Genomic DNA, 13,219 nt, shown 5'->3' on the forward strand with positions numbered 1-13,219 from the left:
GGCGCGGACCTGGCCGTGCTGGGCGCGGCGCTTACCGGCGTGCTGGGCGACGTGGCCTACATGCTGGTGAAGGACGGCGAAGGCGCCACCAAGGTCATCCACATCAACGTGGCGGGCGCGCGCGACGACGCCGACGCGGAACTGGCCGCGCGCACCGTGGGCCATTCGCAACTGGTCAAGACGGCCATGTACGGGCGCGACGCCAACTGGGGGCGCATCGTGGCGGCGCTGGGGCGCAGCGGGGCCACCTTCAACCCGGCGGCGGTCATCGTGTCGCTGTGCGGGGTGGAACTGTTCCGGGGCGGGCAGCCCACCAACCTGGACTTCGACGCGCTGCTCAAGGAACCGCTGGCCGGGCGCGACATCGTGGTCAACATCATGCTGGGCAACGGACCGGGCAGCTACCGGCTGCTGGCATCGGACCTGACGCACGACTACATCAGTTGCAACGCCGACTACCGCAGCTAGGGCGGACGGTTGGCGGCTGCCTGCCGCATGCTGACGGCGGACGGCCCACGATGCCGTTCACAGAAGGTTTTGCGGTTGGCAGGGCGAATGGCGGCTGCCTGCTTGGCCGCGTAGCGACCGGGTGCTCAGGAATGGGACGGAATGACGGCAAGACCATCCGTCACGCGTTCTACCCCCGCGAAATTGGGCCGGATGCTTGACAGCGCGCCCGCCAACCGGGTACACACGCTTTCTCGCGCGGCGTGCCGCGCGACAACGGAGAGGTGGCCGAGCGGCCGAAGGCGCTCCCCTGCTAAGGGAGTATACGGGCAAAACCTGTATCGAGAGTTCAAATCTCTCCCTCTCCGCCAGTAAAAGTCAACCATCTAGGATGGTTGCAATATCCCGACGGCGGGGGCTTCAGGTCCTTGTGGATACACCACACGGATACAAACTGGAGCCTCCGCCGTGTCGCTTTTCCAGTCCTCCCCTCCGCCCCTTCCTGCGCCATTACCTTCCACTCTCGGCCAGCAGGCCCCCATTAGGTCCCACTCTCGGCCAACCGGCCTCCGGCCTCGCGGCCCTCGCTCCACCCTTTCCACGTCAGCACCCGGCTACCTCGTGCAGCACCGGGGCATCCTCTACTTCCGCGTCCGCATCCCTGCCGAACTCCGGGCCTGCCTTGGCTGGACCGAGATTCGCCGCAGCCTCGGCACGGCCAGTTTGAGGGAAGCCCGGCCTCGCGCGTTGAAGCTGGCTGCCGTCGTTCATGATCTATTCAACCTCGCAAGAAGGCACACGACGATGATGGAGAACACCACACCCAGTGAGGACATGCGGGAACTCGCCCGCAAGTGGCTGGACGAAGCCCTGCATGACGAATACGAAACCCTGCTGATCCGGGGGCCTGTCAGCACGCCGGGGGAACTCAAGGCCCGTGAGGAACAGGCGGCTCACCTGTACTCCACGCTCATGGAGGCGCAGAACCGGAAGGACCACCGGCACACCATCGCCACGGCGCGAGAGGTCTTGCAGCGGGCGGGCTATCCGGCCACCGTGTCACAGCGGGCCGATTTCGGGGGAAAAAGCCCATCGAACGACGACGCCCCAGCCGAAGTCCCGACCGGAACCGAATCGGTGCTCTCAGGCCATCCTCGTGCGTCGGAAGATGTCCCCACGAACAACGATGGTTCGCGGCCCCCTGTCTCCCGCCTTCAGTTCCTCAATCTCTGCGATGCCCTGCTTCTGGCACAGGCTGCCGTCATCGAGTCGGCATCGTGCCCGACGTTCAGCGGGGAACTGACTGCCCGGCCCGACTACCGGCTCTCGGCAGTCCGGACCATAATGGACGCCCCCGGATGGCAGGCCCCGGCCACGGCACCGCATCCGGCCCCTGATTCAGCCCAGGCATCGACTACCACTGCCACCACCGGGGCAGCACAGGCCATCACCCTGTCAGCGGCGGTCGAGAAGTACATAGCGGCGAAAGACCCCGAACTGGCGGAAGGCAGCAAGCGCAACGTCTACGTCAACGTCCGCCAGTTCGCGGAGGCCATCACGGAAACGCGAGGCCGGGACGTCACCTTGGCCGAACTCGACCGGGACATGATCCGGGACTATGGCCGCCTCATGGCTGCCCAGCCTGCGAACCCGAAGAGCAGGGAGTACGCCGGTAAACGCCTGCATGCTCTCGCCGCTCTCGACCTTCCGGCGGAAAAACGACTGTCCGCAAAGACGCTGAACACGAAGTTCAACATGGTCCGTTCGCTGCTGAACTGGTTGGAACTGGAATACGGGATCATCGCCAAGCCCCTGAACGCCGCCTTTGTGATCCCGAAGGCGCAGGGGAAGGCCCGCTCATCCCGACGCCCGTTCACCACCGAAGAACTGCAACGGCTCTTCAACCCTCGTTCCTACCTCGCCGCTACCGAGCAATCCCCGGCCTACTTCTGGACGCCCCTGATCGCACTGTTCACCGGCATGCGTATTGAGGAGATCGCACAACTCCTCGTGACCGACATCCGGCAGGACGATGGAGTGTGGTGCATCGACGTGAACGAAGCCGGAGACGGGAAGCACGTCAAGACCGAGGCGGGGGTCCGCTTGGTGCCGATCCACCCGTTCCTGATCGATGGCCTTGGGTTCCTGCGGTTCGTCGAGGAACAGAAGGCCGCCGGACATCATCGCCTGTTCCCCGACCTCAAGCGCGAGAAGCGCGGCAACGTCGGTGGCCCCATCACCACATGGTTCACCCGGTACCGGCGCAAGCTGGGCATCGGCGGGACGGACGGTGAAATCAGTGATGTCGTCTTCCACAGCTTCCGGCACACGGTATCCACCTACCTACGGACACGGGCCGGGGCTGACATCCTGATGATTCAGGAGGTCATCGGGCACGACAAGAAAAGCGGCGACATCGGGGTTACCGCCGCCTACATCGGCAAGTACCCCACCGCCACGCTGCGGGATAAGGTCATTGCGGTCCTGCCGTGGGCCGAAGAACTCTCGCTTGCACGACTGAAAGAAGGCCGGTGGGTGGTGAAGTGAAATGTAGTGAATTGGCCAACGATCGCCGATCGGCCATCAGCAAACACAGAACTGACAACGCTTGAGTCACCCCATACTTCGGGACTATCCCACAAGCGGGATGATTCAGACATTGACAGCCTTCGCACAATTCACCATACGATCGCATCATCGTCTATGGCCCCCATGATTCCCCTATCAACATCACACGGATCATCGACCATGAACACGACACACACCCACACCACCGCCGCCGCCCTGCTGTGCGACCGTCTGTCCTACTGCCTGTCCGCCGTCCATGCCGTGGACCGGATAGCCTCCCTGCTGGGCCTCCCGCCGTCCACCGTGGCAAACCTGCTGGCCCCGGTCATGGGCAACACGGAGCACGGCAAAGGGCCGGACATCGCCCGTCTCGACACCCTGCTCCACACCGCCAAAGCCTTCGGACTGATCGAGGAGTATGCCATCTGGGAGGCCCCCACCGCCGCCGCAGGCCCGGACATCGGAGCACGCCGGATCACCGTCGAGGCCACAGACGCCCAGTGGCTGGAGTACCGGATCACCCTGCCGGGCGCGGAGGTCGTGCTTGCCCTCCCCGGCACGGGCGAGGCGGCGATGAACTGACCAGCCTACCCCCGCCGGAATCGCACGAGGTTGGCGTATCCGGCCTGATCCTGTCCGGGCATGACCAACGACCTGCCTCGGACAGATTCACCCCCGAACTTGCACGAAAAAAGGCCCGCTGTGTTCTGACGACGCAGTGGGCCTTTTCGCGTTCTAGGGGCAGGAGACTGACGACCATCCGGGGGCTGGAGCAAAGACCGTCCATCGTCATTGATTCCAGACCATTGCCGATTAGGTTCCACTCTCGGGCAAAGGGGAACCTCAAGCTAACCTGAAGGGACACCTTAAGCCCAACTGAAAGGGACCACCTTCAGGGACTATAAACAAGATGAACTACGACTAACACCTTAAGCCCCACCTGTGGTTCACCTGATGCCAACCAAAGGCATCACCACAGGCCCACCTTCAGGGACGCCGCTGCCGTCGTCGTTCATCGTCCATCCCCGTCACAGACCACCCCACCAGCTACGCAAGCCTTCCTGTTCCCCTCTCGGTTCAACCGCCTGCGGCCTCACGTCTCCCCTCCACCGCGCATGGGGGACGGCGTGAGGTCGTGGGCGGTTCTTGGCGCTCCGGGGCATCCCGCCGCCAGCCCGTGAGGTGGATCAGTCGTCCATGTCGTTCAAGGCCCACCCTGTTCACCAACCCCAACCGCTCTACCGAGAGCAAGGAACACACCATGACCAAGACGCTTACCACCCAGCCCAGCACCGCCTCCTCCGATTGGTCGAACTTCATGACCACCATGCAGGCGCTCCCGAAAGCAGATAGAACGCTGTTCGACGACCTTTTGGAGATCATCCTCTCCTATGGCTACCTCGAACCGGAGGACGCCGTGGACCTTGTCCACGTGGCCGCCGAAGCCCGCCTTGAGCGGCTGCACGAAGGCGAGCGAGAAGCGGTTACCGCCTGCCCTAGTATCCCGGTCAGCAACGAAGGGGCCACCGACCCGGTTACGCTGTTCTTCGACATCCCCACCGCCGCCCCCGCTCCGGCAGGCCGTACGCTGTATGTCGCGGTCAGCACCGCCGCCCGCAGGCTCCATGAACTCGCCGACGCCCTCGACCATGCCGCCTCCGCAGTGAAGGACGCGGCCAGCCTTGAGGCGTCCCTTGCACCGGAGATCACCGAGGAGATGGTCAACCACCTCACCCCGGCCCTCCAGATGGCTACCCGACTGCAAGACCTCCGCCACATCATGCGGGAAGCCGCCGAAGAGACCGAGGCCCGCGCCCAGTCCCTGCGGTCGCTGCCGCCTGCCGTGCCCACGCAAGACGCCGGGCGTTGCTCCCGTGGACCCTGCGTCCTTCGTGGCAGCAGGCGGGCCTAGTGGGGATGGTCATCATGGATGAACCAACCACGACCACCCACCCCATGACGGTCGAGCAGGCCGCCGACCACCTCATTGCCTGCCTGTTCACCGGAACCACAACGCCCCGCTCCATGACTGCCCTTGAGGCCATCCGCCACCACTGCGTCCACGACTGCATGGGCGGTGACCGGCGGGCCGTGGAGGAGTGCGCCGACGCAGGGTGCCCGCTGCATCCCTACCGCTTCGGACGCCGGGCCACGACCTGTCCTCATCGACCCACCCCGGCCATCCGGTCCTTCTGCCTCTACCGCTGCATGGGAGGCGATGCCGAGGCCGTGGCCGGGTGCGAGCTATCCCCGGACGTCGATCCCCGGTACTCCCCGTGCCACCTCTACTCGTTCCGCTGTGGCCGCAACCCGAACTACGCCGCCGCCACTGCGGGCCGGGCATAGGGCGAGGTCGTCATGTGCGAAGCCATCTCGGCAACCACGATGGCGGGCCTCGCCATTGCTTCCGCTGTCGCCTCCACCTCGGCATCCCTGTACGCCCAACAGCAACAAGCCGACGCCCAGGCATCGTACCAATCGGCCATGTCCGACGAGTACGCCCGCACGGCCAAGCTGAACCAAGAGGCGGCCAACAAGGAATACATCGAGGCCGCAGCCGCCGAACGCATCAACCAGATGCAGCAGCAGGCGTCGGCCTCCGAGGAACTCCAGAAGCTCCAGCAGGAGAAGATGCAGAAGCAGGGTCAGGCCCTCGCCTCCAGTGAGGCCGCAGGCACCGCCCTCGACGCACTCATGGCCGACTACGAGCGTTCCGCCGCCCAGAAGCGGGACGTGATCATGCAGCAGCTCGACATGGTTGGCGTCAACGCCGACACCGCCATCAGCGGCTACAAGGACAAGGCCGAGGCCCGCATGAAGTCCCAGTCCAACTACGTCAGCTCCCCCATCAACCAGCCGAACTACCTCGGCGGTGCCTTGTCCATCGGCGGCGCGGCGCTGGGGGCCTACGACAAGTACGTCTACGGGCCGGAGCAGAAGGCCAAACGGTCTACCGCCGCCCCGTAGGTGGTCGAGGTGGTCGCCGTGTTACGGTGGGCCTTTTTTCGATGAAAGCCCCCGCCCAAGCCGGATGACCTAGGCCAACACACCTCCCCGTCCCTGTTCGCCTCTCTCCGGGCATCCTCGTGAGCGGGGCGGCCTCGCGCATGAAGCAAGGCCCACTGGAGAGCGACTCCGGTGGGCCTTGTGTTCAATCTTGTGAGTGAGGAGGGGGTAGATAGGTAAGCCGCCCTGCTTGATTTTGGTGGTGGCTTAACTTCGAGTGAGGCTAATAGGGTGATCCACGGTAATGGCCTATTACTTGCCGAAGGCAGCGATGACGGCTTGGAGGAGCCTCAACGCAGCCACAAGGATAGCAAGCACATCTTGCATGTCCATGTGTCACCTCAAATAGCAGAGTTTAAGCCCTCTACCCCTCCTCATTCACCTTACACACGAAGTCTTAGCACGCCCCCGCCACGAATCCTTCAAAGAGGAACATACCGTGCATTGCTGCTCAACCCGGTTCTCCACGCCGGACGGTACCTGACAGGGGTGCTCATCCTTGTTTCGGCTCGTGTTATTTCGCTAACATAGCATGCCCCAGACATCAACCTGCACCCCCGCCCTCGTGATCAACGGCTTCGGCATCCGCTGCACCGACAACAAGCTCGTGAACCTGACCGACATCTGGAAGGCTGGTGGCGCGGAATACAACAAGCGCCCGGCGCATTGGCGCGAAACCGATGAAGCCCAGCGTTTCATCAACGAAGTCAGCAAGAAAGAAAATGTCCGCGTGGCGGACCTTTTCCACATCACCCGTGGCCGCTTCGGTGGCACCTTCGCCCACTGGCAGATCGCCTTGGCCTACGCCAAGTACCTGTCCCCCGAGTTCCACATCCACTGCAACAACATCATCCGCCGGTTCGTGGAGGAAGAGCAGAACCCCGACATGGCCGTGGACCGCGCCATCTCGGCCTACCGCCGTCAGGGCAAGGACGACGAGTGGATCGCCCGCCGGTCTTTTGCAGCAAAACATCCTTCAGGCTAGGTCGCCGTCCCGCCTAGAAAACCTCGGAGCTTATCCGACAACGTATCGCGGTCCTTGACCTCGCACTCCCAGACCACCAGCACCCGCCACCCCAAAGCCTCTAGCTCCGCCCGTGTTCTGGCGTCACGGGCCATGTTCCGCCCGATCTTGCTGATCCAGTACTCCGCGTTGGCCTTGGGGGTGCGGCTGCCTCGCTTGCATGTGTGGCCGTGCCAGAAGCACCCGTGAACGAAGATCACGGCCTTGCGGCTAGGGAGGATGATGTCCGGGGAGCCGGGTAGGTCGCGCCGATGAAGGCGAAACCTGTAGCCCAGAGCGTGAAGGAGGGAGCGTACGGCCAACTCTGGCCGCGTGTTCTTGCCCTTGACGGCCCGCATAACCCGGCTCCGGGTGGGGGCGTCAAAGACGTCTGTGGTCACCGTGCGGCTCGCTTCAACTCGGTCCAGCCAGATTGCCTAACGATGCGCTCCCCTCTTACCAGAGTGGTTCTGCGCTCGACGCTAGCCCCCTTCATCCTGGCCTCGATTTGAACCTCCGTCACGTCCCGCTCATCACCACCGAAGTGCTTGAGGAGAGCCGCAGCGAGTGCCACCGTCTCCACCTTCGGCAAAGGCGGCTTCGGGTTGTTCCGAGGGTCTGGAATCGTGCGGGGGAAGAGGTAGATGCATGGAGGCGGCACCATCACCCCATCCACCTCCCGACCTCTCCCTTCCGCGATCTTGGGGCAGGGGCGGCCAGAACTGCCGCATAGGGCGTCCCAGACGATCAGGGCCTCAACGTGGACGTTCTCCGCGATGATCTTGGCTCCGATGCGGGTGTGGGTTCCCGACCAGACCCCAGCCCGAAGATCGGACCCTTGATTCTGACAAAGCGACCAGATCAGGAACTCCTCGGCATTTGGGGGACGCTGGAAAATCGTGGTGTTGTTTCCGTCCAGACAGCCTTTCGCCTCGAAGACGCAAACCCGCTTGTCCGGCATGTAGACGTGAAAGTCGTGGCGATCCCCCGCCCCGGTGAACTCGTGGTTCTCGATCAACCCGGCAGCCTTAAGCTGACGCAAAGCCCGCTCGACGAAACCGTACTTCTCTTTGGTAGCTGCCGCTTGCTGTCCGCGTAACCGTTCAATCGCACTCCGAAACAAGCCGGAACGCCAGAACTCGGCAGGGGCAAGTCCGTGGTCTCCAATGGTGGGGGCAGCAGCACGAAGAGCCTCGGCGTACTTCTCCACCATGTCCACCATTTCATCCGACAGGAAGCAGGGGACAGTGTCCCCGGTGACGCTGGATTTTTTCGGAGGCATCAGGCGGCCACCTTGCGGGACTTCAGGTGCAGACAGGGTTCAATCACAGTGCGGGCAAGCCAAGAGACCACAGGCACGGCCACGCCGTCGCCGATGAGGTGGTAGGCGTCGTTGTAACGCTGGGGAAGCGGGTAGGATTCTGGCAGCCCCATGAGCCGGGCGGCCTCACGAGGCGAAAGGAGCCTAGTGCGGACCTTGTTGTCCTCCACCACCATGATGATCTGGCGGCTTGATCCTCCCGCCGGGGTACGGAGGCAACCGGCCACCTCGTCAAAGCGGACCTCTGCCCGCTGGGCCTTGGTCCCGTCATCTTGTGGGCGAGTCCTCTTGTAGACGGTCCCCACGCGCCTGCTACCTTCCTCTTTGGCCTTCTTGACCTTCTCCAAGTGCAAAGGCGACATGAGGTCCAAGATGCGCTTTGTCTCAAAGGCCGTGTGCCACCTGACGCCCGTAGGGGTGTCCTCAATCAGATCCGAGAGCTTGCCTGGCTTGGCTGTGGGCCTTGATGGCGTAAGCCACAACCACGCTGCTTTGGCCTTGGATGAGAGGCGGTCATAGGCGTAGGCGAAGGAATTGGGATGCCAAGGAGCCGTAGGGCCGTTGCCTACCATGCTAGAATCGGGGCGGGCGTCTGGACCGAAGGCCACCACGAAAAGCCGGGGGCGGCTCTGCGGGAGGAAAAGTTGTGCGTCCACCAGTAGCGGGGCATACCTATAACCTTCCTGTGCCAAGGACTCGCAGACGGCAGCAAAGTCGCGGCCTTGATGGGAAGTGATCATCCCCCGGACATTCTCTAGGACGATCATCCGTGGGGCGCGGCCCTCCACCCGCAAGCCTTGCATGAGCCGCCAGAAAGCCCAGAACAAGCCAGAGCGCTCACCCTTCAGGCCTGCATAATTGCCAGCTAGAGAAAGGTCTTGGCAGGGAAAGGAAGCCCAAGCCAGATCAGCATGACCGGGAAGGTCCGAGGTCTCTAAGTCGGTGATGCTGTCACCACGCAATTCTTGGGAAGGGCCGAAGAAAGCACGGTAGGCCGTCGCCTTATTAGGGTCGAAGTCGTTGGCGAACAGGCAGGGCCAACCGGAGCCAAGCCCGATCCGCGCCATGCCACCACCCGAAAAGAACTCGTAGAACCCCATGACTCATCCTCTCCCCTGCACCTGAACTTGCTTGCCCCTGTAGGCCCCGACATCTCCTCCCAGAAACCTTGAGACCCACTGGGGACAACTGGAGGCAACTGGGGGCTACAAAACAGCACCTGAACGTAGCATTGGGGCACAGGAACTTCAACTCCTCCCCTGTCCCCACCTGCACCAACCCGGATGTTCTGGCGCAAAAATCTCAAAGCCCATCTCACACAACGACCGGGGCACTTTCCCCCCGTACCGGGGTGGTCACTCCTCACAATGGATCGACTAGCCTCCTGCCCACTGTGGCACGGCGGGCCGTTTTCCATCGCAGGATGCCCGCAACCATCACGCCCCAACCTTCGCTCGATCATCGTCCGTTCCGCCGTTCTCCGACCATCCTCGTACGTTGCCTAGGACCGGGAAGCCGTCACACCCGACGACCGCTGCTACTTCTCGCCCCGCCATGTGTGCGAGGCGCTGGGCATCCTCTGGCCCAGCCAGCGCATTAAGGTCATGGCTGACCCTGTTCTGTCGCAAGGGGTGTCGATGATCGACACGCCTTCCACTGGCGGCTCCCAGCGTACCCTCATGCTCCCCATCGAGTTCCTGTCCGGCTGGCTCTTCACCATCAAGAAGGTCCGTCCCGAAGTGCAGGACAAGCTGAACGCCTTCCGGGCCGAAGGCTTCGTGGCCCGCCTGCCCTGCCGTCAGTATAGGGTAGACCACAAGCTGACATCTTGGCCTGACACTCTTTGCGTCAGGATAGGATCATTTTTCGATTTTCTTGACATGAACAGACAGACATCTTAAACCCTTTCCTGACACATCACTCACTGATGCCAAACGGAGGAAGGGTATGACCACCGGGAAGAACATAGGCTACATCCGAGTCAGCACCGCCGACCAGAACACGGCCCGCCAGCTTGAAGGCGTTGCCTTGGATCGAGTGTTTGAGGACAAGGCAAGCGGGGGCACAACCAACCGCCCTGCATGGAAGGACTGCCTTGCGTTCATCAGGGAAGGGGACGTGCTGCATGTCCACTCTATCGACCGCTTGGCCCGCAACCTCCAAGACCTTCTTTCCATTCTGACGACGCTGACCGCATCAGGCGTGACCGTCAGGTTCCACAAGGAAGCCTTGGAGTTCAACGGGCAGGACTCGCCCTTTCAGCGTCTTCAGCTTCAACTCATAGGCGCGGTGGCCGAGTTTGAACGGGCAATGATCAAAGAACGGCAGAAGGAAGGCATTGCGATTGCGAAGTCTGCCGGGAAGTACAAGGGCCGTAAGCCGAGCCTTGATGGGGCACAGGTTGCCGAGGTCCGCCGCCGGTTGGAATCGGGAGAGAAGGTCGCCGCCTTGGCCCGTGAGTACGGGGTCTCACGTCAGACCTTGTATGAAAGCCTTCGGCGGCAGACAGCCCGCCTTGGTCAGCGGTGAAGGTTTGCTCCGCCCCTGTCAGCTACAGTTTTTTTTGCCTAACCATCAGCTTGCCCCGGATACACACCCCTGCTACAAACGCTCTCTAGGCCCTTTGACGGACCTGAAGAAATCAGTGATTTCGGCAGGAAACGTATCCGAACTGCCGAATCTCTCCCTCTCCGCCAGACGGCAAAGGGTCACGGTGCAAACCGTGACCCTTTTCGCGTTTGGCTTTTAATCCGAAGCCGCCCAAGGCCCATGCCGAATGTCCCGATCAACTCGCGCGGGTGCTTTCGCCAGTGCCCCTCGACGACACTCATTTCCCCGAAAATAAAAATTGACCTTGCGTATAGACTCAGTATGCATGGGAGAAAACCGTGCAGGAGGATCCCATGCCGAGACTGTTCGCCTTGTTGTTCCTCGCCCTGATCATGGCGGGTTGCGCCCGCGTGCCCAAACCGGTCGGTCATGCATTTTCCACCCAGCAGCAATTGGAAGCCGCCGAGCACTGGCGCGAATTGGCCGCCACGGTATTGGACGGCCTGAAGCTGGAACCGGGAACCCCGATCCATGTGGCGCAGGACGACCGGTCTGATTTCGGGCGTGCCTTCTCGCAGTTCATGCGGCACGAGGCCATGCTGCGCGGCATGCCGGTCAGCACTTCGCCCAAGGGCGCCATGGTGCTGGACTGGGGCACCCAGATCCTCGAGCACCGTGGGCCGCGCCCCAGCAACGCGCCCTTCCCCGGTGCGGGCCTGCTGCTGGCGGGGCTGGGCATGGCGGGTGCACACTACTACACCCACAACGACGCCACCTGGAGCGACAGCCTCGACACCATCCTGATCCTGAGCGGCCTGGCCATAGAGGCTGGCCACGCCAGCGCGCAGTGGAACAGCATGCACACCACCGACACCGAACTCGTCATCGGCGTCGTTGCCAGGCAGAACGGTCAGCTGCGCCGCAACTTTCTGGCAGTCTACTACATCGACAGGGCCGACAAGGTTCAATACTGGGAACGTCAGGTTCCGTGGGAGGCGCCGGTCGTGCTGCCCACCAGGCAACTTCAGGTCGTCAACAAGTAGGGGGGCTGCATGAAACCGTTCATTTCCGTTTTCCGTTCCGGTCGCGCGCTGCTTGTGCTGCTGGCCATGGCCTGCGTCCTGCCTGCCGCGGCCTGCGCGCCCCGGCAATCGACGGGCGCGCAGAATACCCCCTATGAACTGGGCAGCGATTACGTGGAAGCAGGCTATGCCATTGCCGACAAACTGGATTCCAACCTGCGCCTGCCCATTTCCAAGGACCAACCCGTCATAGTGGCCAGCTTCGTCAACGTGAACAACCTGACGGAATCCTCCACCTTCGGCAGGATGATCGCGGAACACGTGGGGTCGCGGCTTTCGCAGCGAGGCTACCATGTGGTGGAACTGAAGCTGCGCCAGAACTCGCTGTTCGTGCAGGAGGGCAAAGGGGAATTCATGCTGAGCCGAGACGTGAAGGAAATCAGCAGAATGCACAACGCAGCCACCGTGGTTGTCGGCACCTACGCGGTGGTACGCTCCAGCGTTTCCGGGCACAGCAGCCCGCAGGAGAAGATTTACGTGGCCTCGCGCATCGTTCGCGCCGACGACAGCATGGTTCTTTCGTCCTGCGACTATTCCGTAGTGAACAGCCCCGTGGTTTCGCCCCTGGCCGAATGGTAACCCCCGCCAATCGCGGATACACGGTGACATCAGTGGCACAGGCCCTGTCGGCATGCCGACAGGGCCTTTTCCATTCCGGCGTGCGGGCTGCGCACCGCAAGGCATATTGGCATGGATGGGGGGGGCGTGCAGTCCTTTGCCATGCCAGCCCCTTCAGTTCCGCTTCACCAGCCCCACCAGGAACAGCAGCACGATGGCCCCCACCACGGCGGTGACCAGCGATCCCATCATGCCGCCGCCGTGCACGCCCACCATGCGGAACAGGAATCCGCCCAGCACCGCGCCCACCACGCCCACGGCCATGTTGCCCAGAAAGCCGAAACCGCGCCCCTGCATCAGTTTGGCGGCCAGCCAACCCGCCAGTGCGCCCAACAGCAGAAACCAGATGATGCCCATGTGAGTATCCTCCCGTAGTGAATGGCGACGGCAGCGCGGCAGTTGCGCCCGCCGGGGTTGCGCCGCCACGTTACCCTCGGCGCGAAAAAAAGTCTGCCCCCCGCGCAAACGCGGGACGTACCCGCGCCCGTCAGGGGGCATGGCATGCATGGCAAGGTCGCGGCGGGCAAGGTGCATCCCCCGAAGCCCGCACGGTTGCCCACACGGCGCGCCGGGGTGTATGCTGGTGGCTACGCCGGGCCGGGGCCTGCGGGCGCGCGCGGCAAC

General features: G+C 62.9%; 14 protein-coding genes, 1 tRNA gene and 1 pseudogene. 12 read left to right on the top strand and 4 right to left on the bottom strand.

The features are described 5' to 3' along the window. From FVW20_RS14315 to FVW20_RS14350, 8 genes are all read left to right on the top strand, one after another. The coding region (locus FVW20_RS14315; protein WP_196610146.1) for a bifunctional ornithine acetyltransferase/N-acetylglutamate synthase at window positions 1-468 on the top strand (468 nt) is incomplete at its 5' end. Between the two features lie 257 nt (window positions 469-725). After that, window positions 726-818 (top strand) — tRNA-Ser (locus tag FVW20_RS14320). A 250-nt stretch (window positions 819-1,068) separates the two neighbouring features. Continuing rightward, window positions 1,069-2,994 carry a site-specific integrase gene (locus FVW20_RS20080; protein ID WP_196610147.1) on the top strand — a complete coding sequence of 642 codons (1,926 nt, stop codon included), beginning with the start codon at window positions 1,069-1,071 and terminating at the stop codon, window positions 2,992-2,994. A 201-nt stretch (window positions 2,995-3,195) separates the two neighbouring features. Then, window positions 3,196-3,597 (top strand): hypothetical protein, encoded by a 402-nt coding sequence (locus FVW20_RS14330; protein WP_231039125.1) that lies wholly within the window; start codon window positions 3,196-3,198, stop codon window positions 3,595-3,597. 679 nt (window positions 3,598-4,276) lie between these two features. Next, complete coding sequence (locus FVW20_RS14335; protein WP_196610149.1) at window positions 4,277-4,927, top strand: hypothetical protein; 651 nt, start codon at window positions 4,277-4,279, stop codon at window positions 4,925-4,927. Window positions 4,928-4,941: 14 nt separating this feature from the next. Beyond that, window positions 4,942-5,361 carry a hypothetical protein gene (locus FVW20_RS14340; protein ID WP_196610150.1) on the top strand — a complete coding sequence of 140 codons (420 nt, stop codon included), beginning with the start codon at window positions 4,942-4,944 and terminating at the stop codon, window positions 5,359-5,361. Between the two features lie 12 nt (window positions 5,362-5,373). Further along, on the top strand, window positions 5,374-5,982 hold the full coding sequence (locus tag FVW20_RS14345; protein ID WP_196610151.1) for a virion core protein, T7 gp14 family: 609 nt from the start codon (window positions 5,374-5,376) through the stop codon (window positions 5,980-5,982). A 571-nt stretch (window positions 5,983-6,553) separates the two neighbouring features. Beyond that, complete coding sequence (locus FVW20_RS14350) at window positions 6,554-7,006, top strand: KilA-N domain-containing protein (RefSeq protein ID WP_196610152.1); 453 nt, start codon at window positions 6,554-6,556, stop codon at window positions 7,004-7,006. Here the strand turns inward: FVW20_RS14350 and FVW20_RS14355 are convergent. From FVW20_RS14355 to FVW20_RS14365, 3 genes are all read right to left on the bottom strand, one after another. Further along, window positions 7,003-7,425 carry a very short patch repair endonuclease gene (locus FVW20_RS14355; protein ID WP_307831561.1) on the bottom strand — a complete coding sequence of 141 codons (423 nt, stop codon included), beginning with the start codon at window positions 7,423-7,425 and terminating at the stop codon, window positions 7,003-7,005. The genes FVW20_RS14350 and FVW20_RS14355 overlap by 4 nt on opposite strands. Further along, window positions 7,422-8,237: a hypothetical protein gene (locus FVW20_RS14360; RefSeq protein ID WP_196610153.1), complete on the bottom strand. Its 816-nt coding sequence runs from the start codon at window positions 8,235-8,237 to the stop codon at window positions 7,422-7,424. The genes FVW20_RS14355 and FVW20_RS14360 overlap by 4 nt, the downstream gene beginning before the upstream one ends. Before the next feature lie 68 nt (window positions 8,238-8,305). Next, the gene (locus FVW20_RS14365; protein ID WP_196610154.1) at window positions 8,306-9,445 is read right to left on the bottom strand and encodes a DNA cytosine methyltransferase; all 1,140 of its coding nucleotides are present in this window, start codon (window positions 9,443-9,445) and stop codon (window positions 8,306-8,308) included. A gap of 429 nt (window positions 9,446-9,874) precedes the next feature. On the opposite strand from FVW20_RS14365, the pseudogene FVW20_RS14370 reads away from it, so the two are divergent. The 4 genes and pseudogenes from FVW20_RS14370 to FVW20_RS14385 form a co-directional block, all read left to right on the top strand. Then, window positions 9,875-10,246 (top strand): annotated as a pseudogene (locus FVW20_RS14370) (phage antirepressor N-terminal domain-containing protein); the annotation flags it as partial. A gap of 46 nt (window positions 10,247-10,292) precedes the next feature. Beyond that, entirely contained in the window at window positions 10,293-10,874 is a 582-nt protein-coding gene (locus FVW20_RS14375; protein ID WP_196610156.1) for a recombinase family protein, read from the top strand. A gap of 374 nt (window positions 10,875-11,248) precedes the next feature. After that, window positions 11,249-11,938 (top strand): hypothetical protein, encoded by a 690-nt coding sequence (locus tag FVW20_RS14380; RefSeq protein WP_196610157.1) that lies wholly within the window; start codon window positions 11,249-11,251, stop codon window positions 11,936-11,938. A gap of 9 nt (window positions 11,939-11,947) precedes the next feature. Next, the gene (locus FVW20_RS14385) at window positions 11,948-12,556 is read left to right on the top strand and encodes a FlgO family outer membrane protein (RefSeq protein ID WP_196610158.1); all 609 of its coding nucleotides are present in this window, start codon (window positions 11,948-11,950) and stop codon (window positions 12,554-12,556) included. Between the two features lie 153 nt (window positions 12,557-12,709). Here the strand turns inward: FVW20_RS14385 and FVW20_RS14390 are convergent, their stop codons facing one another. Further along, on the bottom strand, window positions 12,710-12,952 hold the full coding sequence (locus tag FVW20_RS14390) for a GlsB/YeaQ/YmgE family stress response membrane protein (protein WP_196610159.1): 243 nt from the start codon (window positions 12,950-12,952) through the stop codon (window positions 12,710-12,712). Window positions 12,953-13,219: the final 267 nt, after the last annotated feature.

It is taken from the genome of Nitratidesulfovibrio oxamicus (assembly GCF_015731765.1).
Lineage (GTDB): Bacteria > Desulfobacterota > Desulfovibrionia > Desulfovibrionales > Desulfovibrionaceae > Cupidesulfovibrio > Cupidesulfovibrio oxamicus.

Bases quoted from the DNA above. Each gene is read 5' to 3' on its own strand.
- FVW20_RS14330 (WP_231039125.1), top strand. From the start codon at position 3,196: ATGAACACGACACACACCCACACCACCGCCGCCGCCCTGCTGTGCGAC.
- FVW20_RS14335 (WP_196610149.1), top strand. From the start codon at position 4,277: ATGACCAAGACGCTTACCACCCAGCCCAGCACCGCCTCCTCCGATTGG.
- FVW20_RS14340 (WP_196610150.1), top strand. From the start codon at position 4,942: ATGGATGAACCAACCACGACCACCCACCCCATGACGGTCGAGCAGGCC.
- FVW20_RS14345 (WP_196610151.1), top strand. From the start codon at position 5,374: ATGTGCGAAGCCATCTCGGCAACCACGATGGCGGGCCTCGCCATTGCT.
- FVW20_RS14350 (WP_196610152.1), top strand. From the start codon at position 6,554: ATGCCCCAGACATCAACCTGCACCCCCGCCCTCGTGATCAACGGCTTC.
- FVW20_RS14360 (WP_196610153.1), bottom strand. From the start codon at position 8,237: ATGGTGGAGAAGTACGCCGAGGCTCTTCGTGCTGCTGCCCCCACCATT.
- FVW20_RS14365 (WP_196610154.1), bottom strand. From the start codon at position 9,445: ATGGGGTTCTACGAGTTCTTTTCGGGTGGTGGCATGGCGCGGATCGGG.
- FVW20_RS14375 (WP_196610156.1), top strand. From the start codon at position 10,293: ATGACCACCGGGAAGAACATAGGCTACATCCGAGTCAGCACCGCCGAC.
- FVW20_RS14380 (WP_196610157.1), top strand. From the start codon at position 11,249: ATGCCGAGACTGTTCGCCTTGTTGTTCCTCGCCCTGATCATGGCGGGT.
- FVW20_RS14385 (WP_196610158.1), top strand. From the start codon at position 11,948: ATGAAACCGTTCATTTCCGTTTTCCGTTCCGGTCGCGCGCTGCTTGTG.
- FVW20_RS14390 (WP_196610159.1), bottom strand. From the start codon at position 12,952: ATGGGCATCATCTGGTTTCTGCTGTTGGGCGCACTGGCGGGTTGGCTG.